Origin of the sequence: Bacillus sp. CGMCC 1.16607, assembly GCF_042683745.1 — a bacterium.
Classification (GTDB): domain Bacteria; phylum Bacillota; class Bacilli; order Bacillales; family Cytobacillaceae; genus Pseudoneobacillus.
The window spans coordinates 221,506-245,541 of the sequence record NZ_JBHUJX010000025.1 but is presented as its reverse complement, the minus strand read 5'-3'; the positions used below and the strand labels follow the sequence as shown (position 1 = coordinate 245,541).

General features: G+C 35.4%; 28 protein-coding genes. 25 read left to right on the top strand and 3 right to left on the bottom strand.

Going from position 1 to position 24,036, the window contains the following annotated elements; translation table 11 throughout:
• Positions 1 to 108 precede the first annotated feature (108 nt).
• Positions 109 to 765 carry a reverse transcriptase-like protein gene (locus tag ACFSO7_RS17630; RefSeq protein ID WP_377878655.1) on the top strand — a complete coding sequence of 219 codons (657 nt, stop codon included), beginning with the start codon at positions 109 to 111 and terminating at the stop codon, positions 763 to 765.
• Positions 766 to 782: 17 nt separating this feature from the next.
• Positions 783 to 962, top strand: a complete 180-nt coding sequence (locus tag ACFSO7_RS17625; protein WP_377878654.1) for a zinc-finger domain-containing protein — start codon at positions 783 to 785, stop codon at positions 960 to 962.
• A gap of 44 nt (positions 963 to 1,006) precedes the next feature.
• Here the strand turns inward: ACFSO7_RS17625 and cspD are convergent, their stop codons facing one another.
• On the bottom strand, positions 1,007 to 1,207 hold the full coding sequence (gene cspD, locus ACFSO7_RS17620; RefSeq protein WP_377878653.1) for a cold-shock protein CspD: 201 nt from the start codon (positions 1,205 to 1,207) through the stop codon (positions 1,007 to 1,009).
• A 268-nt stretch (positions 1,208 to 1,475) separates the two neighbouring features.
• Between cspD and ACFSO7_RS17615 the strand changes: the two genes are divergently transcribed.
• The 7 genes from ACFSO7_RS17615 to ACFSO7_RS17585 all read left to right on the top strand — a co-directional run bounded on the left by ACFSO7_RS17615 (position 1,476) and on the right by ACFSO7_RS17585 (position 8,125).
• Positions 1,476 to 1,760 (top strand): hypothetical protein, encoded by a 285-nt coding sequence (locus tag ACFSO7_RS17615; RefSeq protein WP_377878652.1) that lies wholly within the window; start codon positions 1,476 to 1,478, stop codon positions 1,758 to 1,760.
• Positions 1,761 to 2,065: 305 nt separating this feature from the next.
• Complete coding sequence (locus tag ACFSO7_RS17610; protein WP_377878651.1) at positions 2,066 to 2,314, top strand: FeoA family protein; 249 nt, start codon at positions 2,066 to 2,068, stop codon at positions 2,312 to 2,314.
• Positions 2,311 to 3,003, top strand: coding sequence for a FeoB small GTPase domain-containing protein (locus ACFSO7_RS17605; RefSeq protein ID WP_377878650.1), 693 nt, complete (start codon positions 2,311 to 2,313; stop codon positions 3,001 to 3,003). The genes ACFSO7_RS17610 and ACFSO7_RS17605 overlap by 4 nt, the downstream gene beginning before the upstream one ends.
• Positions 3,004 to 3,005: 2 nt before the next feature.
• Positions 3,006 to 4,406, top strand: coding sequence for a nucleoside recognition domain-containing protein (locus ACFSO7_RS17600; protein ID WP_377878649.1), 1,401 nt, complete (start codon positions 3,006 to 3,008; stop codon positions 4,404 to 4,406).
• A gap of 274 nt (positions 4,407 to 4,680) precedes the next feature.
• Complete coding sequence (locus ACFSO7_RS17595; RefSeq protein ID WP_377878648.1) at positions 4,681 to 6,858, top strand: DNA topoisomerase III; 2,178 nt, start codon at positions 4,681 to 4,683, stop codon at positions 6,856 to 6,858.
• 84 nt (positions 6,859 to 6,942) lie between these two features.
• Positions 6,943 to 7,365, top strand: a complete 423-nt coding sequence (mntR, locus tag ACFSO7_RS17590) for a transcriptional regulator MntR (protein WP_377878647.1) — start codon at positions 6,943 to 6,945, stop codon at positions 7,363 to 7,365.
• A gap of 76 nt (positions 7,366 to 7,441) precedes the next feature.
• The gene (locus ACFSO7_RS17585) at positions 7,442 to 8,125 is read left to right on the top strand and encodes a class I SAM-dependent methyltransferase (RefSeq protein ID WP_377878646.1); all 684 of its coding nucleotides are present in this window, start codon (positions 7,442 to 7,444) and stop codon (positions 8,123 to 8,125) included.
• 79 nt (positions 8,126 to 8,204) lie between these two features.
• Here ACFSO7_RS17585 and metA read toward each other — a convergent pair whose 3' ends face one another.
• Positions 8,205 to 9,113, bottom strand: coding sequence for a homoserine O-acetyltransferase MetA (gene metA / locus ACFSO7_RS17580; RefSeq protein WP_377878645.1), 909 nt, complete (start codon positions 9,111 to 9,113; stop codon positions 8,205 to 8,207).
• A gap of 173 nt (positions 9,114 to 9,286) precedes the next feature.
• Here metA and ACFSO7_RS17575 point away from each other — a divergent pair, with 173 nt between their 5' ends.
• The 14 genes from ACFSO7_RS17575 to ACFSO7_RS17510 all read left to right on the top strand — a co-directional run bounded on the left by ACFSO7_RS17575 (position 9,287) and on the right by ACFSO7_RS17510 (position 22,344).
• On the top strand, positions 9,287 to 10,975 hold the full coding sequence (locus ACFSO7_RS17575) for a formate--tetrahydrofolate ligase (RefSeq protein WP_377878644.1): 1,689 nt from the start codon (positions 9,287 to 9,289) through the stop codon (positions 10,973 to 10,975).
• Positions 10,976 to 11,013: 38 nt separating this feature from the next.
• Positions 11,014 to 11,538 (top strand): hypothetical protein, encoded by a 525-nt coding sequence (locus ACFSO7_RS17570; protein WP_377878643.1) that lies wholly within the window; start codon positions 11,014 to 11,016, stop codon positions 11,536 to 11,538.
• Positions 11,539 to 11,685: 147 nt separating this feature from the next.
• The gene (locus ACFSO7_RS17565) at positions 11,686 to 12,531 is read left to right on the top strand and encodes a DegV family protein (protein ID WP_377878642.1); all 846 of its coding nucleotides are present in this window, start codon (positions 11,686 to 11,688) and stop codon (positions 12,529 to 12,531) included.
• A gap of 158 nt (positions 12,532 to 12,689) precedes the next feature.
• On the top strand, positions 12,690 to 13,289 hold the full coding sequence (locus tag ACFSO7_RS17560) for an HD domain-containing protein (RefSeq protein WP_377879463.1): 600 nt from the start codon (positions 12,690 to 12,692) through the stop codon (positions 13,287 to 13,289).
• Positions 13,286 to 15,169 carry an ABC-F family ATP-binding cassette domain-containing protein gene (locus ACFSO7_RS17555; protein ID WP_377878641.1) on the top strand — a complete coding sequence of 628 codons (1,884 nt, stop codon included), beginning with the start codon at positions 13,286 to 13,288 and terminating at the stop codon, positions 15,167 to 15,169. The genes ACFSO7_RS17560 and ACFSO7_RS17555 overlap by 4 nt, the downstream gene beginning before the upstream one ends.
• 28 nt (positions 15,170 to 15,197) lie before the next feature.
• Positions 15,198 to 16,328, top strand: a complete 1,131-nt coding sequence (locus ACFSO7_RS17550) for a conserved virulence factor C family protein (protein ID WP_377878640.1) — start codon at positions 15,198 to 15,200, stop codon at positions 16,326 to 16,328.
• A gap of 90 nt (positions 16,329 to 16,418) precedes the next feature.
• On the top strand, positions 16,419 to 16,856 hold the full coding sequence (locus ACFSO7_RS17545) for a BrxA/BrxB family bacilliredoxin (RefSeq protein ID WP_377878639.1): 438 nt from the start codon (positions 16,419 to 16,421) through the stop codon (positions 16,854 to 16,856).
• Positions 16,857 to 17,117: 261 nt separating this feature from the next.
• A complete protein-coding gene (locus tag ACFSO7_RS17540) occupies positions 17,118 to 17,891 on the top strand; it encodes a class I SAM-dependent methyltransferase (RefSeq protein ID WP_377878638.1) in 774 nt (257 codons plus the stop codon).
• 99 nt (positions 17,892 to 17,990) lie between these two features.
• On the top strand, positions 17,991 to 18,584 hold the full coding sequence (locus ACFSO7_RS17535; RefSeq protein ID WP_377878636.1) for a YpjP family protein: 594 nt from the start codon (positions 17,991 to 17,993) through the stop codon (positions 18,582 to 18,584).
• Positions 18,585 to 18,745: 161 nt separating this feature from the next.
• Positions 18,746 to 19,483: an anthrax toxin lethal factor-related metalloendopeptidase gene (locus ACFSO7_RS17530; protein WP_377878635.1), complete on the top strand. Its 738-nt coding sequence runs from the start codon at positions 18,746 to 18,748 to the stop codon at positions 19,481 to 19,483.
• A 136-nt stretch (positions 19,484 to 19,619) separates the two neighbouring features.
• Positions 19,620 to 20,114, top strand: a complete 495-nt coding sequence (locus ACFSO7_RS17525) for a CarD family transcriptional regulator (RefSeq protein WP_377878634.1) — start codon at positions 19,620 to 19,622, stop codon at positions 20,112 to 20,114.
• Positions 20,115 to 20,257: 143 nt separating this feature from the next.
• Positions 20,258 to 21,052 (top strand): thymidylate synthase, encoded by a 795-nt coding sequence (locus ACFSO7_RS17520; protein ID WP_377878633.1) that lies wholly within the window; start codon positions 20,258 to 20,260, stop codon positions 21,050 to 21,052.
• Positions 21,049 to 21,543: a dihydrofolate reductase gene (locus ACFSO7_RS17515; protein WP_377878632.1), complete on the top strand. Its 495-nt coding sequence runs from the start codon at positions 21,049 to 21,051 to the stop codon at positions 21,541 to 21,543. The genes ACFSO7_RS17520 and ACFSO7_RS17515 overlap by 4 nt, the downstream gene beginning before the upstream one ends.
• Before the next feature lie 69 nt (positions 21,544 to 21,612).
• The gene (locus tag ACFSO7_RS17510; RefSeq protein WP_377878631.1) at positions 21,613 to 22,344 is read left to right on the top strand and encodes a lysophospholipid acyltransferase family protein; all 732 of its coding nucleotides are present in this window, start codon (positions 21,613 to 21,615) and stop codon (positions 22,342 to 22,344) included.
• Positions 22,345 to 22,387: 43 nt separating this feature from the next.
• Here ACFSO7_RS17510 and ACFSO7_RS17505 read toward each other — a convergent pair whose 3' ends face one another.
• Positions 22,388 to 22,618, bottom strand: a complete 231-nt coding sequence (locus tag ACFSO7_RS17505; RefSeq protein WP_377878630.1) for a hypothetical protein — start codon at positions 22,616 to 22,618, stop codon at positions 22,388 to 22,390.
• Positions 22,619 to 22,995: 377 nt separating this feature from the next.
• Here ACFSO7_RS17505 and tatA point away from each other — a divergent pair, with 377 nt between their 5' ends.
• Positions 22,996 to 23,190 carry a twin-arginine translocase TatA/TatE family subunit gene (gene tatA, locus ACFSO7_RS17500; RefSeq protein ID WP_377878629.1) on the top strand — a complete coding sequence of 65 codons (195 nt, stop codon included), beginning with the start codon at positions 22,996 to 22,998 and terminating at the stop codon, positions 23,188 to 23,190.
• A 68-nt stretch (positions 23,191 to 23,258) separates the two neighbouring features.
• Positions 23,259 to 24,008 carry a twin-arginine translocase subunit TatC gene (gene tatC, locus ACFSO7_RS17495; RefSeq protein ID WP_377878628.1) on the top strand — a complete coding sequence of 250 codons (750 nt, stop codon included), beginning with the start codon at positions 23,259 to 23,261 and terminating at the stop codon, positions 24,006 to 24,008.
• Positions 24,009 to 24,036: the final 28 nt, after the last annotated feature.

The window sequence follows — 24,036 nt, the reverse complement described above, 5'->3', positions numbered from 1 at the left end:
TCCATAAAATACATAGAATAAAGGTAAGTTTAACATAAATGAGAAGAATATAACGTAATTTTATTCTTAAAATAATCAATTTATTAACATTAAGAAAGGTTGAAACGGATGAAATACAAAATAGAGTGGAGTTATAAGCGAAAAGGAAAATCACCTGTCATTTTTTATTCTGAATGGATAGCCAGCGAAGAAGTGATTGAATTAGGGGAGGAAATTGAGAAATCTGGGAAGGCCACTGATCTTTTTTTCTACGACGAAATAGGGACTTCTTGGACTTTAAAAGATATGAAAAAACTAACTGTTGAGGTGGAGGAAGAACCACATGACATTACGGTATATTTTGATGGAGGCTATAATGAAGCAACAAAACTGGCTGGAGTAGGAGCCGTTATTTATTATAAAGAAGGCAAAAAAAAATATCGTATTCGAGCAAATGAAAAATTTTCTGATATTCATTCTAATAATGAAGCGGAATATGCTGCCTTTTATTTTGCTGTTCACTTACTTGAAGAACTTGGAGTTCATAATATGGTGTGTGAATTTAAAGGTGATTCACAGGTAGTATTAAAACAATTAGAAGGTGAATGGCCATGTTATGAAGAGGAGTTCAATCGATGGCTTGATCGGATCGAAGCGAAATTGAAAAGTATGGGAATTGAATCTAGATATACATCAATCCTTCGAAAAGATAATAAAGAAGCAGATAAGCTTGCTACTCAAGGTTTAGAAGGGAAAATGATTAATAGTAAAATGCAGATTATTTAAGGAAAGGAGTGAAAGGTTTGAATAAACAAGAAATTTTGGCAAGTTTGGATACCATCCAGAACCATTATTGCCAAGATTGTTTTCTTCATAAGCATTTAAAGGATGATAAAGGGCGCAGATATGCCCATCGTTTTTGTATTACTCAATGTACTGTTGGACAGAAAATTAAGGAATATGGGGAAAAATTGATCAAATAAAAAGGCTGGCAAAATGCCAGCCCTGAACTTTTTAATAGTAGAAATTAACGTTTTACTACGTTAGCAGCTTGTGGTCCACGATTTCCTTCAACGATTTCGAAAGAAACTTCTTGACCTTCTTCTAGTGATTTGAAACCTTCGCCAGTGATAGCAGTGAAATGTACGAAAACATCGTCTCCACCTTCAACTTCGATGAAACCGAAACCTTTTTCATTGTTAAACCATTTTACTTTACCGTTTTGCATTACTCTTTCCTCCTAAGCCTTTCAAGACACCTATTGGTGCTTAAGTTAAATATTATCACTTTAACCATATTAATGAAAAATAGTTAAAATGATGCTTTAAATATACAACAATAGCCATATTCAGTCAACAATTTTTCCTTCAAAATAGACTATTTGTAAGTTTATTTTGAAAAGTTTTAATATTTGGACAAGTATTTAATTCCTTTTCCTATACATAACATTGGTTCTTAAACATATTAATAATTATCCAAAATAAAAGGGTGAGAATATGTATCGATTTTCGATTAATGGGGAAAATTGGATATTGAGATTTTCTCCACATATTATTCTAGAACAAAAGGAAAGACAGGTGATTGTTAGTCTCCTTATCCAATTAGGAAATGATCTTTCAAGATTTCCTCATGGGAGCGCATTCTGTATATTTACAGAGAAAATGGGATTACTTGTCTTTAATGTTGAACGAATTCCCTCCCTTATTATTACGATTTCCAATATGGTTCCTAATGAAAACTGGTATAAACAAGAGAATGACAATACAAAATCTTATTATTAAAGTGAAAAACTGCTCTTTTCAGGGCAGTTTTTTTATTGTTTAACTATAAAATACTCGGATGTGGAAAACTTCATAATTTGTATAGTCTACGTCCAGCTCCAGCGCCTAGCCCCTCGAGGTCAAATGTTCGCCAGCCAAAAAGTCAAAGAACGACTTTCCGGCTGGCGAAGCATTTGCTTGTCGGGGCTGATCAAGGCGCTTGCGCTTTTTTTATTTTGAATAAATATAATTGACAATTTATGAATAGATTCATATTATAAAGAAAAGTTGGTCTAAGGAAACTTATTGAGACGGAGGAAATATAAATGGGTGTGACTAAAAAAATAAGATTATCTGACGGGAAAAAAGGTGAAATCATAAAAATTACAAATCTGATGATTGAAGGAGTTATGAGACGAAGGCTTCTTGATTTAGGATTTGTTCCTGGCGCAATCGTAGAAGTTATGCGTAAAAGTCCGCTAGGTGATCCAATTGCATTTAAAGTAAGTCAAACGATGATTGCTCTTCGAAAGGAAGAAAGTCAAAGAATTGAGGGAGAGTTGATAGAGTCATGAATAAATCCTATCGTGTAGCGTTAATGGGGAATCCAAACACTGGTAAGAGTACATTATTTAATACATTAACAGGACTTAGACAACATACGGGAAACTGGGCTGGAAAGACCGTAGAGCTGAAAGAGGGGACATTTGAATTTAAAAATAAAACTTATAGAATGATTGATTTGCCTGGCAGTTACTCACTCTTCTCCAATTCAATTGATGAGGAGGTTGCCCGAAACTATGTATTATTTGAGAAACCCGATGTGACGATTGTTGTTCTTGATGCAACAGCACTTGAAAGAAATCTAAATCTTGCTTTACAAGTACTTGAGATTTCTAAAAATGTAATCATATGTTTGAATCTTATTGATGAAGCTGAAAAAATGGGAATGAGAATAAACGAACAGCTTTTTATGAGAAAATTAGGTGTACCAGTTGTAAAAGTGTCGGCGAGGAATAGAACGGGTATCCCTATGTTACTTGATACTTTAGATCGTATCATTGAAGGTGTAATCGAATGTAACCCAACTCAAATGATCTATGATCCAGTAACGGAAGAAAATATTTCCTATTTAGAGGAGAAGCTAACTAGTATTTTTGGCAAACATTTACCAACAAGATGGCTTGCCATTAGAATGTTGGATGGAGATCAAAGTCTCATTCAGGCTATTGAAGAAAAATACTTTGGTTTGGAGGTTCATTAGCAATGGAAATCAAAATAAACCAACAACAAGTAGAATTTCGTACCCTTTTAAAAGAAGCAAATGAAATGAGTACAGCTAATATTAGGGATCGGATTGTTGAAAATTTATTTAAAGAGAGCCAAAAATTAATGAAGTCAGGAGTTAGATATTCGAATACAAGTCAAGATCATCTGACAAATAAATTAGACTCTATTTTAACATCACCCTTAATTGGATTTCCAATTATGATCGCTATGTTAGGAATCGTCTTTTATATCACAATTGCAGGTGCGAATGTTCCGTCTAGTATGCTTGCTGATTTCTTTGTTTGGTTGGAGGGATATTTAACCGCATTATTTCAATACTTCAATGCACCTGATTGGCTACATGGTATGCTAGTTCTAGGGTTATATCGTGGAACGACTTGGGTAATTAGTGTGATGCTGCCACCAATGGCCATTTTTTTTCCAACATTTGCTTTACTTGAGAATTACGGATATTTACCTCGAGTTGCATTTAATCTAGATCGTTTATTTAAATCGGTTGGTGCTCACGGGAAACAATCACTCACAATGGCGATGGGATTCGGGTGCAATGCAGCAGCAGTCTTGTCCACTCGAATTATTGAATCTCCACGGGAAAGAATGTTAGCTATTTTAACAAATAATTTTGTTCCATGTAATGGTCGGTGGGGAACCTTAATTGTTTTAGCCTCTTTATTCATGGCTTCAGGATTTACAGGGGGATTGAAATCACTTGTGACAACAAGTGTAATAGTAGGTATTGTCATAGTTGGAATTATGATGACCTTTGTTGTATCATGGGCTCTTTCTAAAACATTACTTAAAGGTGTACCAACTCATTATACTTTAGAACTTCCACCATACCGTAAACCAAAGATTTTTGACACGGTTATTAGGGAGTCAATAACGAAATCCTCTTCTGTCCTGTACCGTGCGATTAAAGTTGCTGCACCGGCTGCCGTTTTAACTTGGGTTTTAGCCAATATTACTATTGGTGATTCTAGTATTCTCTTACATGTCGTCCATTTTCTAGATCCTTTAGGAAAAGCAATTGGTTTAGATGGGTACATTTTAATGGCTTTTCTAGTAGGACTACCTGCAAATGAGATTGTACTTCCAGTTTTATTAATGGGTTATTTATCCACTGGGGCACTGATCGATGTAGAAGGAATTGCCGATATAAAGCAAATCTTTCTAAAACATGACTGGACATGGCTAACAGCACTAAATATGATGTTGTTTTCTCTTCTACATTTTCCTTGCGGAACGACGCTCGTAAATATATATAAGGAAACGAAAAGCCCAAAATGGACCTTTTTAGCTTTTTTAATACCGACAGCTATTGCCTTTTTAGTGACATTTACAGTTGCATTTTTTGTAAGATATTTTAACCTTGTTTAATAGTGATTTGTCACATAAACTCCTTGTTTACAGCTTAATAAGGAGTTTTTTCCTTCTTTACGAAAAGTAAAGATAAGCCTAAAATAGGTTTATCACAACATAAAGGGCAGTAAGATCCCTACCTTAAGATTCTAATTATACAATAGGAGATAGGTGGGGGATCAACTGCCCGTAAAGGTCCGATTGGTTCAACTAACCATCAGTGGGGATGAAAAAAACCCCCACTGATGGAAGTTTCAATGTATATGTATAAAAAGAAATGTAGGCGATTTATTTGCGGTTAATTATTGCGGAAAAACCGGATCAAGGTTCAACATTGGCCTCAGTATTTAAAACCAAAAAGAATACAGGGTATATTGAAGTATTACCGAATGAAATTTTCCCACAAGGAGCTTTTGTCACTTGGGCTGTTGGTCATCTTTGTGAACTATCCGCACCAGAGAAATACGATCCTTCACTTAAAAAATGGTCTTTACAAACGTTACCGATTTCTCCCGAACAATATAAATATGAGGTCGTAAAAAATAAACAAAAACAATTTGATGTCATTAATAGGCTCGTTCATCACCCAGCTGTTACGGAAATTATTCACGCAGGAGATGCTGGGAGGGAAGGAGAATTAATAGTACGAAATATTCTTAGGTTGACGAACGCCCATAAACCGATGAAACGGCTATGGATTTCTTCCTTAACAGCGAATTCTATAAAAGAGGGGTTCAAAAATTTATTAACAGAACAGGAAACGAGAAATTTATATTTTGAAGCTTACACAAGAGCTTGTGCTGATTGGCTTGTAGGAATGAATGCCTCAAGACTTTATAGCTTATTACTTCAACAGAAGGGGTTTTCTGACGTATTTAGCGTGGGACGAGTGCAAACGCCAACTTTGGCGCTAATCGTTAAGAAAGAATGGGAGATTGAGCAATTCGTTTCAGAACCATTTTGGGAAGTAGAGGCTACATTTGCAATCGATAAAAGAAAATATGTTGGAAAATGGGAGAAGGATGGAAATTCAAGAATCCAATCGCAGGAAATGGCGGAAAAAATCGCTGCTTTCTGTGAAAAAAAAGCAGCAGTCGTGGACGATGTTCAAGCAGAGAAAAAAGAATATTTGCCACCTTTCCTATATAATCTTTCAGCCCTTCAAACAGAGGCCAATAAAAGATTTAAGCTCTCGCCGAAAAAAACATTAGATATCCTTCAAAAGCTTTATCAAAAAGGAAATGTTTCCTATCCACGTTCAGATTCAAGATTTGTTACGACTGAGGAAGCTAAAACATTCCCTGCCATTCTTCAAAAATTTAGTCAATTAGAAGATTATGAGTCATATTTCCCATTGCCTATCTCATCGATTCAAGGGAATAGTCGCTATGTGAATGAGAAAAAGGTGACAGATCACTATGCCATCATTCCAACGGAACAAGTCCCAAATTTTAGTAAACTTCTTCCTGAAGAAAAACAAATTTATGATCTACTTGTTCGAAGTTTAATAGCTGCCCATTACGAAAAATCGATTACAGAATATACAACCATTACTACATTCGTTGATGGCCGTGCTATTTTCATTTCGAAAGGGAAAGTACAGCTACAAGAGGGCTGGAAAAAGATAATAACATCGAAAGATCATGACAAGGAGCCAGAACTTCCACTAGTTGAGAAAGGTGAAACGGGAAAAGTCACTAAAGTGAAAGTAAAGGAAAGCAAGACACAGCCACCGAAACGATATACGGAAGGTCAACTTATTAATGTGATGAAAACAGCTGGTAAACATTTAGAGGATAAAGAACTTGAAAAGGTATTATTAAAGACAGAAGGTTTAGGAACAGAAGCAACTCGTGCTGGAATTATAACCATGTTAAAAGATCGAAATTATATAACAGTTCAAAAAAATCTCGTATATGCTACGGCAAAAGCAAAAATTCTTATAACTGCAGTTGGAAATCAAATTCTTGCCTCACCAGAAATGACAGCAAAATGGGAACAAAGACTTCGAGATATTTCAGAAGGATCTGCTTCACCAAAGCAATTTATGGAATTAACGAAAAAAATGGTTAACCATTTAATAGAAAATACTCAGCAGGAAACACATTCATGGTCGTTTGCATCAGATGTTCAAGAGGAATTTGAACCGAGGAAGTTTAAAGGTGGAAAAACGGCAACTAAGCTTGGAAAATGTAAAAAGTGTGACGGATCTGTCGTTGATAAAGGTAGTTTCTACGGTTGTACTAATTATAAAAACAATCATTGTTCTTTTACGATATCTAAAAAAATACTCGGCAAATCGATTACACAACAACATGTTAAATCCATACTATCAAATGGATTAACGGGCGTGATTGAAGGTTTCAAAGGGAAAGAGAAAACATTTAATGCTATGCTGAAATGGGACGAAGGGCAGCAAAAAATTCAGTTCGTTTTCAGTCAAAATGTAGAGAATATACCTTTAACTTGAGCTAAACAAGTTTAATTCCCTTGTCCATCTTATTCTTCTATAGTAAAATTTAGGATGATTGAGTTGACTGGGAGGGTAACATTTATGCCAACGCCAAGTATGGAAGATTATATTGAACAAATTTATATTTTGATTGAAGAAAAAGGGTATGCCCGAGTATCTGATATTGCCGAGTCCCTTTCAGTACACCCCTCCTCTGTGACAAAGATGGTTCAGAAGTTAGATAAAGATGAATACTTAGTTTATGAAAAATATCGAGGGTTGATTTTGACCCCAAAAGGAAAGAAAATTGGCAAGAGATTAGTGTTTCGCCATGATTTATTGGAACAATTTATGCAAATAATTGGGGTTAAGCAAGAAAATATTTATAATGATGTGGAAGGCATAGAGCATCATTTAAGTTGGGACGCCATTGATCGAATTGGAGATTTGATTCAATTCTTTGAAGAAGATTCATCCCGAGTAGAAAGTTTACGACAAATTCAAAAAAATAGTGAAGAGGGATAAAGGATCCGACATTTTGTCAGATCCTTTTTAAATAGAAGTTAGAATCAATTTTTAATTTATTTGGAGGAGTAAGTTTATGGCAAGTTTTAATTGGGTTAGTGAGGCAGAAAAGCAATGGAATGAGCGAGCAAATTTTTGGAATAAAAACAGTAAAGAAATGTGGGAAGCAGGGAGCAGAAAGGATATTGTTCCATTCTTTCAAAAGCATATCAAAGAAGGTACCAGTGTTTGTGATTTAGGCTGCGGAGATGGGTATGGTTCTTTCAAACTAGCTCAATCTGGCTATCACACTCTTGGAATCGATTTATCAGAAGAAATGATTGAAAAAGCTCTTACACAACGTCAACACCAAAATTTACAATTTGTAAAAGGTGATATTTCTAAAGTTAAGATAGAAAAGGGTTCTTTTGATTCAGTAATGGCCATTAATTCACTCGAATGGACCGAAAGCCCATTGGAAGTAGTTAAGGAGATCGAACGAATTGTTAAACCAAATGGTTTTGCTTGTATCGGCATTTTAGGCCCAACGGCGATGCCGAGAACGAATAGTTTTCGTAGATTGTACGGTGAGGAAGTCATCTGCAATACGATGATGCCATGGGAATTTGAACAGTTGGCAAATGAAAACGGTTGGGAAAAGGTTGACGAAATGCCTGTCTATAAGCGCGGTGCAGATCAACTTCCATTACATCATCTGTCACCAGAATTAAAGCAGGCGTTATCCTTTATGTGGGTATTTATGTTAAAGAGAAAGAATTAGGATAGAGGGGTTAATCATTGTCGGGAAATTACTTCAAAATGGCTGTCACATTTATGGTGCAGCCATTTTGGAGTAATGTTTATTTCCATTCAAAAGGTGTTTCCTGATACACATAATAATTCAACCAGTTTGAAAACAAGAGGTGGCCGTGAGAACGCCAGCGGTTTATAGGCTTTTCGGTAGGGTCATTGTTAGGGAAATAGTTTTTAGGAACGTCAATATCCAGGTTTTTCGCTATATCCCTCTCGTATTCCTGTGCTAATGTTTCATTTTCATATTCTAAGTGACCAGTTATCATTAACATTTTTCCGTCGGTTGAAGAAATTAACAATGGTCCTGCTTCTTCAGAATAGGAAAGTAGTTTAAGGTCAGATGCCTGTCTAATCTTTTCCATTGATACGTCTGTATAGCGCGATACTGGGGCTGGAAAAACATCGTCAAAACCACGCAAAATGGGTTCTGACCAATCACTTACCAAATGTTCAAATACGCCTGAACATTTCTTTCCTAGCTCATGTTTATCAATTCCAAAGTGATAATAAAGTGCAGCTTGTGCACCCCAGCATATGTGTAAAGAGGATGTTACATTTTCTTTAGACCATTCCATTACCTCTGATAATTCCTGCCAATAGTCTACATTTTCGAATGGAAGGTGTTCGATTGGTGCACCGGTAATAATAAGACCATCAAAACGCTTTGATCTCACTTCTTCAAAGGTTGAATAAAATTGCTCTAAATGTGACTGACTTGTATTTTTTGAATGATAAGATTTTGTTTTTAATAGAGTAATATTCACTTGAAGTGGTGTATTTCCTAGTAATCTCAATAGCTGCACTTCCGTTTTTTCTTTTTCAGGCATTAAATTTAATATTAATATGTTCAATGGGCGTATATCCTGCGTAGTTGCACGATCCTCATCCATGATAAAAATATTCTCAAGCCTCAGTACTTCCCCTGCAGGTAATTTTTTTGGAATATTAATAGGCAAATGGTGAACCCCCTTTAATCATTTTTAAAATTTATTTTATTATAGTCACTGAATTTCTAATTCGCAACGTTTAGTGAACAGTAGGAAAAATCAGAAATACACTCCCAAACGAATAAAGAAAGGTGATACAATAGAAAAAGGTTGTAAGAAAATGAAGAATGGTAGGGGATAAAATGGAGATGAAGACGAAATATAAGTCGGATATTGAAATCGCTCAGGAAGCTACGATGAAACCTATTTATGAAATCGCTTCCAACATTGGCTTAGCAGAAGACGATTTAGAGCTTTATGGTAAATATAAAGCGAAACTTTCTACTGAAGCATTGAAGAAAGTTCAAACAAAAGAAGCCGGTAAAATCATTCTTGTGACAGCGATAAATCCAACTCCTGCAGGGGAAGGAAAATCAACAGTCACGGTTGGTCTTGGTGATGCTTTTAACCGTATTGGTAAAAAAGCAATGATAGCGATGCGTGAACCATCTTTAGGTCCAACAATGGGAATTAAAGGCGGCGCCACTGGCGGTGGATTTGCCCAAGTTCTTCCAATGGAAGATATCAATCTTCATTTTACAGGTGACCTACATGCCATTACGACAGCAAACAATGCATTAGCTGCTTTTATTGACAATCATCTACAACAAGGAAATGAACTGCAAATTGATCAGCGACGCATTGTTTGGAAACGTGCAGTAGACTTAAATGACCGTGCTCTTAGAAAAGTGATTATCGGATTGGGCGGTCCATTGCAAGGGATTCCTCGTGAGGATGGCTTTGATATTACGGTAGCGTCAGAAATTATGGCAGTACTTTGTTTGTCAACAGATCTTCAGGATTTAAAAAATAAATTAGCTAAAATGGTTGTTGCCTATAATTATCAAAAACAACCTGTAACGGTTGGAGATTTAGGAGTAGAGGGAGCCTTGACTCTCCTATTAAAGGATGCAATCAAACCAAATCTTGTTCAAACGATCGAAGGAACACCTGCACTAATCCATGGTGGACCATTTGCGAATATCGCTCACGGCTGTAATAGTGCCATTGCGACTGTAACAGCTTCCAAGTTAGCCGATTATGTTGTGACAGAGGCAGGCTTTGGGGCTGACTTAGGGGCGGAGAAGTTTTTACATATAAAATCACGTATTGCCGGATTTAAACCTGAAGCAGTTGTCATTGTAGCGACCATACGTGCTCTAAAAATGCACGGAGGGATGTTAAAAACAGAACTCGTTAATGAAAATGTACAAGCGTTAACGGCAGGATTTTCTAACCTGAAAAAACATATCGAAACAATCCAAAGTTTTGGTTTACCAGCAGTAGTTGCCATTAACCGTTTTGTAACAGATTCAGATCTAGAAGTGAAAACATTACTAAAATGGTGTGAAGAACAGAATATTTCTGTTGCTTTAACAGAAGTTTGGGAAAAAGGTGGAGAAGGTGGTATCGAACTCGCTAAGAAAGTATTAGAAGCGATTGAAAACCAAGAAAATCATTTCCAACCTTTATATGATCTTTCAGACACGATAGCAGAAAAAGTAAAGGCAATCGTGCAGAAGGTATACGGTGGAAAGGATGTAGAATTTTCACCGAAAGCGAAGAAACAACTTCAAGATTTTGAAAGCTATGGTTGGTCACACTTACCAGTGTGTATGGCAAAAACACAATATTCCTTATCAGATGATCCATCTAAATTAGGAAGACCAACAGATTTTACAATAACCATTAGAGAGTTCAAGCCTTCAATCGGTGCTGGTTTTATCGTAGCACTAACTGGAGAAGTAATGACAATGCCTGGTCTTCCGAAAAAACCAGCAGCACTTAATATGGGTGTCGATGAAAAAGGTAATGCGGTAGGTTTATTTTAACGATTTATGGTGTAAATGAATCATAGGGAAGTGAAGGTATGTTTGATCCAACGGCATTTGACAATATGAAGGTCGTCATTGAAGGATATCTTTACGATAAGGATATTGATGGGGAATTAAACATAGTCGATCGTAATGATGTGATAAATTTAGCAAAATTATCGAGGGAATATTCGATTAAGTTTTGTTTGAAAAACTCTCCACGGGAATCTTATGGTGACTTTTGCTTAAAGGCTGGTTTAGAAAATTTATCAGCTGAGCTTTTACCAATTAAAATAAAACCTAGACAAGGCTGTGTCGTACAACTTCAATTCTTTTTAACCCACCCGAACGAAGCTGATTTTTATTATAAAATTCAAAATGAACTAGGGTTAATTTGGGGGACGAATAGAAAAATTACACAGTCTATTCAAGTCGATCCATTAAAAGAGAATCTATTAATACAAAATAGAATAATAATTGATTTTAATCGCCTTATTGAAGAAGACCAGATAGACGATTTAGTAGATATCGTTGACCACATGGTTCAAACCTTGATATGGATGGAAACTTTATCTCAATAACATTAAAAGGCAGGTAACAGATATTTTCTGTCACCTGCCTTTTATGTCAATTTTTCCGAAGTTGAATTATTCAAAATATTATTTACAATATAATAATAAACAGATAGAATTAGCTTTAATTGTATAGAAATGAAGGGGGCTTTCCTTGTGAAGAAAAAAATTGCCTGGGTAACGGATAGTACAACATATTTAGATGACGAGCTCAAAAATCATCCAGATATGTATTCGATCCCGTTGACGATTATTTTAGATGATAAAGAATATAATGATGGTATCGACCTAACTCCACAAGAGCTCTATTCTCGGCTAAAAACTTTGAAAAGTCCGCCTAAAACATCTCAGCCTTCTGTTGGGGCATTTAAAATACTGTATGAAAAATTAGCCGAAAATTATGATATGGTAATCGCGGTATTGTTATCCTCTAAACTTAGTGGAACGGTTTCATCTAGTGAGCAAGCGGCACAATTAGTGAATATCCCCGTTATAACGATTGATTCAAAAATAATTGCCTATATGCAAACCTACTTAATTAAGTATGGAATGAATGCTGCTCGACAGGAGGACAATATTGAAAGCGTTATCAAAAAAATGGAAGAGATTACAGATACAAATGAAACATACGTATTAATAGGAAGTTTGGAGCAATTGCACCGTAGCGGTAGAATGAATGGGCTTCAATTTATATTGGGAAGTATGTTAAATGTCAAACCGATTATTTCTATAGAAAACGGTGTTTTAGAAGCAAAGGAAAAAGTTCGTAGCGAGAAAAAAGCAAGAGAAAAAATTGTGAATTTATTAAAGTCTTCTCATGAAAAAAATACTATAAAGGAAGCTTACATTCTTTATGGATTGCAGCCTGAAGCTGCTCTACAATGGAAAAACGAACTTTCTGAGCAATTTCCTGAAATAGATTTCGGAGTGTATCCATTATGTGCAACAATAGGTGTACATGCGGGTGAAAACACATTGGGGATTAGCTGGTATAACTCTTGAAAAAAGTGCTTCTAGTAAGCACTTTTTTCTATGGATCCAATCGTAAGTGTAAAACTTTTAATGCCTCTTATGTTAAAATAGGGTTGATCTGAAGGTGAGGGAAAGCATTGAATTATTCTTTTATAATAAATCAAGCTGAAGAGTACGTGAAGAAGAAAATGGGCAACGATTCTACAGGGCATGATTGGTTTCATGTTGACCGGGTTAGAAATAATGCACTTCACATATATGAACAAGAACAAAAAGGGGATAGATTTATCATAGAAATGGCTGCATTATTACATGACATTTCCGATGAGAAATTAAATGAAAGTAAGGAAGAAGGACAACAAATTTTACAGTCTTTATTAGAAGGGCTACAATTACCGAATGAAATCACCACAAGAGTAAAAGAAATCATCGACTCAATTTCATTTAGTGGTGGTGAAAAGAAAGAATTAACTTCTTGGGAGGCAAAAATTGTCCAAGATGCGGATCGACTTGATGCCATTGGTGCTATAGGCATAGCCAGAACCTTTGCTTATGGTGGTAAAAAAGGACAACCTCTTTATCATCCCGATTTTGAAGTACGAGAAAATATGAGTATAGAAGAGTATCGAAATGGAAAATCATCGAGTATTCATCATTTTTATGAAAAGCTTTTATTATTAAAGGATCGATTAAATACTGAATCGGCTAAAAGCATCGCAGAAAAAAGACATGCTTATATGGAAGAATTTTTATCTCAATTTTATCAAGAATGGAATGGTCAAGCTTGAAAATGATTTCTATTGAAAATGTGACGAAATCGTATGGTGAGAAGCAATTATTCAATCAAATCGATTTCACCATTAGTGAAAAGGAAAGAGTTGGTTTAATCGGTATCAATGGAACTGGAAAGTCTTCATTATTAAAAATTGTGGCGGGTATTGATTTTCCTGATTCGGGTGAAATTGTAGCTGCTAAAGATTATTCGATTTCCTATCTTTCACAACAACCAGAATTAAACGGTGAATTAACCGTCCTTGAACAAGTATTTAAAGGGGAGTCACCTATTTTTAAGGTATTACGTCAGTATGAACAGGCGCTTGCCGACTTAAATAATGATGCAAACAATGAGCAGTTACAACAAAAATTATTTGCCTTACAAAAAGACATGGATTCGTTAAATGCTTGGGATGCTAGTGCCAATGCGAAGGCGATTTTGAATAGGCTAGGAATAGAAGACTACCAGCAGAAAATTGAAAGAATGTCCGGCGGTCAGAAAAAACGTGTTGCTCTTGCGCAAGTGTTGATCGATTCACCTGATTTATTAATTTTAGATGAGCCAACGAATCATTTAGATTTTGACTCAGTGAAATGGCTTGAAGATTATTTAAGTCGATATAATGGTTCGATTTTGCTTGTGACACATGATCGTTACTTTCTTGATCGTGTGACTAACCGTATTTTCGAATTAGACGGAGGTAACATTTATAGCTATAAAGGGAACTATGCGTCCTTTTTAGAATCTAAGGCAATTCGTGAGGAAAATGAAGCCGCTTCGTTTGAAAAAATGCGTAATCTTTATCGCAATGAGTTGGAATGGATGAGACGAGGTGCAAAGGCTCGTACTACAAAACAGAAGGCCCGTATTCAAAGATTTGAAACATTAGATACTAAAGTTTCAGAGCAAAAGTCATCCGAAAAACTTGATATTTCATTAAGTGGAAGTCGCCTAGGTAAACAGGTGTATGAACTGAAAAATGTCTCAAAAAGATTTGGAAATAAGCAGGTGATTTCCGATTTCAACTATTTAATAAAGCCTGGTGACCGAATCGGTATTATTGGACGAAATGGGGCTGGAAAATCCACCTTATTAAATTTATTAGCAGGTAGGTTTTCGCAAGATGAAGGCGACCTAATTACAGGGCAGACTGTTAAAATTGCTTATTATACACAAGAAAATGATGATATGGACGAAAATATGCGGATGATTGAATATTTGAAAGAAACAGCGCAAATTGTCCATACATCTGATGGGAAAGTCATTTCAGCTGCCCAAATGCTTGAACGTTTTCTCTTCCCAATGAATTCACATGGAACACCGATTCGAAAGCTTTCTGGAGGCGAAAAGCGTCGTCTATATTTATTAAAGAAATTAATGGAAGAGCCGAATGTATTATTACTGGATGAACCTACGAACGATTTAGATACTCAAACCTTAACGGTATTGGAAGATTATTTAGATGATTTTCCGGGAGTCGTCATTACCGTTTCCCACGATCGTTATTTCTTAGATAAAGTAGTTGATCAATTACTGGTTTTCGAAGGAGATGGACAAATTTCAACTTTCTACGGTAGCTATTCTGATTACTTAGAAAATCAAATGGCAAAGAAAAATGAAAAGCCGAAAGCCGAAATTCCAAAGCCACAACAACCGGTTAAAGAAAAGAAAAAACGTATGACTTATAAAGAGAAAAAAGAATGGGAAGAAATTGATGATAAAATCGCTTCAACTGAAGAACAATTAGAAATTATCGCCAATGAACTAGGAAAGGTTGGCAGTGATTTTGAAAAAGCACAATCTTTAACCGATAAAAATGATCTTTTGAATCAAGAACTCGAATTTTTAATCGAAAGATGGTCTTATCTTTCGGAACTAGCAGAAAATGAGTGATTGATAAAAAATATTATGAGGTGATCTGATGAAAATACTTTCAATCGAACCTACGCCAAGTCCAAATACAATGAAAATCATCTTGGATCAGGAATTACCATTTGGTAAAAGCCATAATTATAAAAAGGATCAGCATGAAGGTGCACCTGAAGTCATTAAAACGATTCTTAAAGTGGACGGAGTAAAAGGTGTTTATCATGTGGCTGATTTTCTAGCCGTAGAGCGAAATGCGAAATATGATTGGAAAGAAATTTTACCTAAAGTTAGAACTGCATTTGGAGAAGAGTATTCTAATAGCGATTTAAGTGGGTCCCCTGTTCAGCATTATGGGGAGGTAAAGGCTTTAGTTCAAATGTTCAAGGGCATTCCTCTTCAAATTAAATTGAACGATGATGATAATGAAAAACGTTTTGGGCTTCCTGAAATGTATAAGACTGCAGCATTTGAAGCACAATTGCCTGGTGACAATTATATTTTACTTAGAAAGTGGCAAGATTTTGGAATCCGCTACGGTGAAATGGATCAGGTTGGACAAGAATTATTAGAAGAGTTATTGGCGGCTTATCCAGAAGAAAGAGTGAAAAATCTTGTGTCAGATGCGAAAAAGGAAAATGGAACGATTACTGATAAAAGGGTTCGTTCAAAGAAAAATGTGTCAGTAGAAGATTTGAATAATCCTGATTGGCGAATCCGTTTCCAAACATTAGAGCAAATGGATGATCCGACTGTTGAAGATTTACTAGTGTTAGAAAAGGCATTAAATGACGAAAAAATGTCAATTCGAAGGCTTGCAACTGTGTATGTAGGTATGATAGAAGATAAAAAAGTATTACCATTACTATATAAGGCATTAAAGGATTCGGCAGTTGCGGTAAGAAGAACAGCTGGGGATTGTTTATCCGATTTAGGATTTGAAGAAGCGATTCCTGAAATGTGTGAATCCTTAAAAGATCCAAGTAAGTTAGTTCGATGGCGTGCAGCGATGTATTTGTATGAAGTGGGCGATGAAACTGCCCTTCATGCATTGAAGGAAGCAGAACTGGATCCAGAATTCGAAGTTAGCCTTCAGGTTAAGATGGCCATCGAACGAATAGAAGGTGGAGAAGAAGCAAAAGGTTCTGTTTGGAAGCAAATGACCGAAGCGAGGAAAAATGACTAATAGGTTGAGTAATTCGCATTCATTGCATTTTTCTGCATAATTATAGTATGCTAGCACTACAAAATGCTTAACTAAAGGTGGTTATCTAAAATGTCAATGGCATATGAAGATTATATGAGACAAATGGTTATACCAATGCGCCAAGAATTAACTCAAGCGGGATTCAAAGAATTACTTTCCGCCGAAGATGTAGAAGAATACATGAATAATGTAGAAGGAACGACTTTAGTTGTCGTTAATTCTGTCTGTGGTTGTGCTGCTGGATTAGCGCGCCCTGCTGCCACTCAAGCTGTGCTAAGAAGCGATAAAAAGCCTGATCATCTCGTGACTGTTTTTGCCGGTCAAGATAAAGAGGCAACAGCAAAAATGCGTGAATACTTTGGTGGACTAGAACCATCTTCACCATCCATGGCCTTGTTAAAAGGAAAAGAAGTTGTTCACTTTATCCCTCGACATGATATAGAGAGCTATCCGATGGAAGCAATCATGGAAAACCTATTAACAGCATTTGAAACGAAATTAGGATAAGGGTGCCATTGGCATCCTTATTTTTGACTAATAAGATAGTATAACTTTTTTAGATTTCGAAAATTGTCTAGCGCAAGCGTCCTAGCCCCGACGTACAGGATGTACGAGTGTCGACAATGCGACAGGACGTCGCGTTCTTGTCGACCTCGAGGTCAAATGTTCGAAACCCAAAAAGTCAAAGAACGACTTTCCGGGCTTCGAAGCATTTGCTTGTCGGGGCTGATCAAGGCGCTTGCGCTTTTCCTATAAAGGTGATATTTGATGTTTATTACAACGGCTGGTCGAACGAATGAGGAGATGAAAGGTCAAGCAAAAGCAATTGCTGTGGAACTCCAAATCCCTTATGTTGAAAGAAATAAACGTTCCGTTGCTCAAATGCAGCATCACATGAATGACTCATGTATCGTTGTGGGTAAGGAAAGACTTGAATTATTTGCAAATGGTGAATCTGAACCGTTCTTCTTCCATCCTAATTCAGCGATGTTTAGAATAAAAAGACTTATTCGGGGTGAACACGACCCTTTTATTGATGCATGTCAATTAAGGAGAGGTATGAGTTTCGTTGATTGTACGCTTGGACTTGCTTCAGATAGTATCGTTGCCAGTTTTCAGGTTGGACCTGAAGGAAAAGTCATCGGTACGGAAGCAGAAAAATATCTAAGTTACATTGTTCAAAGGGGTCTTAATCAGTGGGAGTCAGAAATATCGGATATTAATGCAGCTATGAGTAGAATAAAAGTAATTCATATACATTCGTATGATTACTTAAAAACTTTAGCAAATGAAAGTGTGGATTGCGTTTATTTTGACCCGATGTTTGAAGAGAGTATTTTAGAATCGGATGGGATTCGAGCATTAACAAATATCGCTGTATATGAAGAGTTTCAAAGCTTATTATTAGAGGAAGCACTCAGAGTAGCAAAAGAACGAGTCGTTCTGAAAGACCATTATCAAAGTAAACGTTTTAGCCAGTTTGGCTTTCAAGTAATCCAAAGAAAAACAGCAAAATTTCATTTCGGAATTATTGAGAAATAATTTTGTGAAAATTTTTAGAAATCGAAGGGTTATTTGTCCATTTTTATAATAAAAAGTTGTATAATAGTTTAAAAGAATGGTAGTAGGGAGTGATCAAGCATGCCGAAGTGGTTACGAAAAACCTTTGTTGTCATGATAACGATATTAACATTTGGAATGGTTACACCTACCCAAGCTGCTTGGTTAGAAGAGCTAGGTCAGGATCCTGCACAAAAACGCGACATTATTGAATCGGAGCCACCTAAAGGTGACGATCAAAACATTGAGGCTATTACAGAAGCTCTCTCAAGAGAGCAATTTATTGATGAAATGCTTGTACAAGCAGAAAACTATGCTTATCAGAAGTTTGGAAATAAAATTAAACCTATTATAGAAGACGAGTTTAAAGAAATTATATTACCAGAAATTGAAAAAGTTATTGAAGATGTGACGCTTCAATTCCCAGAAGGCAAACTACAATATTTAAATATCTCGGAATTTCCTACTGGGGGAATTTCTGAACGAATTTTTCATATCCAAAATCAATTAACGGGCGAAGACATCATTCGTTTTCATGTAAGAAGGGACAATCCACCCCAAGAGGGCTATTGGTTTAATTTCCACTATCACACATACATAGATGGATTTCAAAATCATCATACAATTGGTTCAATTTATTGGAATAAAAATATGCCACCAAAATGGATGTCATAACATGTAACTCGACTTCAATCGGGTTATTTTTTTTGAATTATTTACTTGATCTTACCGCTATTTTCCACATATGAGAAGCTCCATCTTCATTTATTGCTATGTTATAATTTTAATAGAATAATAATTTTTCAACTTAGATTTAGACATACAGGGAGTGGAGTATGGTGAAAAAATGGGCAATAGCATTTAGTATTCTTGTCCTTTCATTTTCTTTTTATAAAATTTCTCAAGCCTCTGTAGAAGGGATTATGTTATCGGAATTTAACGAAGATACCGTTCTTCGAAAGTCACTTACAAAGGAACCGAAAAAGCAGCTTGACTCCATTGTTATTCTTCCTGAAGCCCCTTTTAACCAAAAGGAAGCAGCTAACATAATAAGTCGACTCTCGCTCCTTCCAGATACTTTACTTGACCAAATCGTTGATAAGGATATTAAAGTAAAGCTTTTTGAAGGTAAATTAACGAAAAATCCGACAGCTAGTCATTTGTCAGGTTTGATACCAAGGGGATATCAAACGAAGATCACATGGGATGACGTACCCGGCATTGGTGGAGGAAGTTTGGTTTTAGTGAAAATCGGTTCAAGTGAAAAGGGTAAAGGACATGGATCTGTTAACTTAGAATTACATGAACTTGCCCATTCCATTGACAAATTTATTTTGCATGAAGTGAAATATAATCGCTTATTTTTAGATGCTTGGGAAGAAGAGAGAGCTGATTTATTTCCTGGTCGTTCTTATTTCTTGTTGTTCCCTGAAGAATATTTCGCCGAATGTTTTGCCATGTATTATTTAAATGATTCCACAAAAAAAACTCTTTTTGAACATGCACCAAAAACATATTTATTTATTAATAAAATAAATGAAAAACGGTTTCCAAATCCATTAATTAATCATTAAGAATGGTTTATATTTAATATTGTAAATTTTTCGAAAATGCCGAGATAAAAATCATTGACACGATTAAAATATCGTGATATTATTAAAAATTTGACAATGAATTATTAGTGTGATACTCTTAAATTGGTTGACCAATATGGAGGTGGATTCGTTGTTTCAAATAGGAGATAACATTGTTTATCCAATGCATGGGGCAGGAAAAATAGTAGGAATTGAAGAAAAGGAAATTCAAGGGAAAATTCATCAATATTATGTCATTAAAATGCCAAGTAATAATATGCAAGTGATGATTCCAATGGATAAAATTCTAAAATCACACATCCGTCTTGTTAGCGATATACCTACCTTAAAAGAAGTCTTACTCATATTTAAGCAAGACTCTAGTGATCGGTCACTTACTTGGAAGCAACGCTACCAAGTGAATATGGATAAAATGAGAACAGGTAAAATTCAAGAAGGTGCTGAAGTCATTCGTGATTTAATTCAAATAAACAAAGAAAAATCTCTTAATTCGAGCGAAAAGCAAATGCTTGAAAATGCTAAGAAAATTTTCATAAGTGAATTAGGACTAATTAAACATATTAGCGAAATTCAAGCGAATGATTTATTAGATAGTGCGATAAATGGATAAAAAAAAGTAAATATATGAATGTTAGAAAAAAATTAGCTAAAAGCTATTTTTTTTTTGTGGAAAATTGTAAAATGAGCACTAAGAGAAAACTGCGGAAGCGGCATGTTAGCCCCGACAAGTAAATTGCAAAGGTTGTGACCTGATTGAAACAATATTTGGACTTGTGTAAATACGTATTAGCTAATGGAACAATAAAAGAAGACCGGACGGGTACGGGAACAATTAGTACGTTTGGCTATCAAATGCGTTTTAACCTGGGGGAAGGTTTCCCTCTTTTAACTACCAAGAAACTTCATTTGAGATCGATTATCCATGAACTGCTTTGGTTTTTAAAAGGAGATACGAACGTTAAGTATTTGCAAGAAAATGGTGTGCGTATTTGGAATGAATGGGCAGATGAAGAGGGAAATCTTGGTCCCGTTTACGGACATCAGTGGCGCTCGTGGACAGGGGCGGATGGAAACACCATTGATCAAATTAGTGAACTAATTGAACAAGTAAAGAATAACCCCGATTCAAGAAGATTAATTGTGAACGCATGGAACGTAGGCGAAATCGATAAAATGGCCTTACCACCTTGTCATTGTTTATTTCAATTTTATGTTGCCGAAGGTAAATTGTCATGTCAATTATACCAACGTTCAGCAGATGTATTTCTAGGAATCCCATTCAATATAGCTTCCTATGCACTACTTACATATATGGTTGCCCATGTTTGTGATTTAGAGCCTGGAGAATTTGTTCATACTTTTGGAGATGTTCATATTTATCAAAACCACATGGAGCAAGTTCATTTACAAATGGAAAGAGAGCCTCGGGCCTTACCAAAATTGATCATTGCACCTGAAGTAACCAATATTTTTGATTTCAAATACGAAGACTTTTCGTTAGAAAATTACGATCCACATCCACATATAAAAGGAGTGGTTAGTGTATGATCTCATTTATATGGGCAATGGATGAAAATCGAGTAATCGGTAAAGATAACCGCTTACCATGGCATTTACCTGAGGATTTGAAATTTTTTAAAAAAGTAACGATGGGACATCCAATTGCAATGGGAAGAAAAACCTTTGAGTCAATTGGAAGGGCACTTCCTGGTCGAGAAAATATCATCATAACTAGAAATCGAAATTTTGTTTGTGAGGGCTGCACAGTTGTTTATTCAGTGGAAGAATTTTTAACCTACTGCCGTAAAAAAGAAGATGAAGTATTTGTCATCGGTGGTGAGGAAATTTTTCGAGAATTACTACCGTCAGTCGACAATCTCTATTTAACGATGATTTATGAACAATTTGCGGGAGACACCTTTTTTCCAGAAATTTCGATGGATCATTTTGAATTAGTTTCTAGTGAAAAGGGAATCCGCGATGAGAAAAATCCTTATGATTATGAGTTTCTAATTTATCGTAGGCGAAAAAACAGCTGAATGAACAGCTGTTTTTTCAACAAATAACCAACTAGAATTCATGCTTAATAGATTGAAAGGGGCAACATAGTGTTTCGACTAATCATTTGTTTTGTTTTTATGGTAGGCTATTTAATATATAGTTTACCGTTTCTTAGGATGATGAAAAAACTTGATCCTAAAAAGGATGTTGCGAAGAGAGATCAAATTATTAATCGAATCCCGAAGCAATTCGCAAAAATATTTATCAAATTAACAGGTTCTACAGTGACCGTAAAAGGGAATGATCGAATACCGGAAGGTCCCGTTTTGATCATAAGCAATCACGAGGGAGATTTTGATATTCCGGTATTACTTGGGTTTATTGACAAACCTTTCGGATTTATCTCTAAAGTAGAGGTAAGAAAAATTCCGATTGTAGCAAGTTGGATGGAAGTTATGAATTGTGTGTTCATTAATCGGAAAAACCGAAGACAAGCTATTGAATCCATTAAAGAAGGTGTAAAGCAGCTTAAAAAGGGACATTCCCTCGTTATTTTCCCAGAAGGAACGAGAAGTAAGGGAGGCCCGATTCGTGAATTTAAAAATGGTGGCTTTCATTTGGCGGTTGATGCTCAAGTACCAATTGTACCTATTACAATCGTCGGTACCTCAGATATTTTTGAAAAAAATAACCGTTTAATTAAGCCGGCTAACATTCAATTAATTATCGGAAATCCGGTTTACTCACATTTGAAATCGCAAATGGATATTAAAGAACTATCTTTAGAAGTAAGGTCGATAATAATCAATCAATTCGATCAGGGAAAAAAGGTATCATAAAAACCGTCTGGGTAACCAGACGGTTTTGTATTAAGGCCACTCATTAATAGGAATTTTCATACTCAAGAAGTTTTGAAAGCATCCCCCTGAATTCCCTAGGATCGCAAAAATCCTCTTCGTGGAAATGCGTTTTTACCCAAGAAATCAACTCAAAAGGGCTATTAAAAAATTCACCGCTTCGATCACTTTTTCGAATCATGTAACGTCCATTATCTTCGTCAATAGTTACTTCCACAGGTAATGCACTATCAAAACTACATAACGAAAATTCCATTCTTTCACCCCGTCTCATATATTTGATTATAGTATATGACGGATTGGATCAATAAATAAATAGGTTAATGATTAGATTTTTAAAAATTCAAATAATATTTATCTGACTGAATGCTTATGATTTATATAAATGATGGAAATAACAATAAAGAAAGAAAATAAATCGATTTCTTTTTGAAAAAGTGAAGACAAGTTAGACAAAGAGCAGAATAAATATGTTAGAATAGATTCGGTAACAAAAACTAAAAAATATCACATGATTAATAAAAGGTGATTTGTGAATATCTTATGAACTTTTGCTTTAAATTAACCACTGTGAAGATGTTAGTAATATAATCGTATTAGATTAAACACTCAAATAAGAAGGAGTTGTAATCCATGTTATCAAATATTGGAGTACCTGGATTAATTTTAATTTTAGTTTTAGCATTAATTATTTTCGGACCTAAAAAGCTTCCTGAGATTGGAAGAGCATTCGGTCAAACACTTCGTGAATTCAAAAAATCTACACGTGAATTAACAAGTGATGTAATGGAAGAAATCGAAGATGTAAAAAAAGAAGCTTCAAAATAAGGTGTAAGAGATTTATATCTTGCACCTTTTTTTTATCATTATGTAATTGAGCTGGTAGGGGAAAAAGTATGGATGACAAAGAATTAAACTTAGTGGATCATTTAGATGAATTGCGTAAGCGGTTAATTATATCCATCGTTGCGTTTATAGCCTTTTTTATCGTTGGATTTATCTATGTGGAAGAGATTTATGCCTGGTTCGTTAAAGATTTAGATGTGAAATTAATTGCACTAGGTCCAAGTGATATCCTTTGGATTTATTTTATGTTAGCTGGCTTAATCGCCATTGCTGGGACGATTCCAGTATTAGCATTACAAATTTGGTTATTTGTGAAACCAGCACTTAAACCGAGTGAACGAAAAATATCACTCTCTTATATACCTGCCTTATTTATATTATTTATTGTAGGGTTAGCATTCGGTTATTTTATCATATTCCCGATGGTTTTAAAATTCTTAGTTGAACTAAGTGGCGATATGCTTGTTGCAAACTTTACAGCCGATAAATATTTCCGCTTTGTGATGAATATGACATTACCGTTCGGTGTATTATTTGAATTACCTGTCGTTGTTATGTTTTTAACATCTTTAGGTGTTATTAATCCATTTGTGTTATCAAAAATTCGCAAATACGCTTACTTCGCTCTAATTATTATTGCGGTCATCATTACACCGCCAGACCCAATGTCTGACTTTTTAGTAACCATTCCACTTCTAGTTCTTTACGAAATCAGTATCAACTTATCAAAAATTGTGTATCGTAAGAAACTTAGAAAAGAAAAGGAATGGGAAGAAAGTTTTGAAGGGACAGTTGAATAATAGAAAAAACCCCACTTTTCGTTGTGAA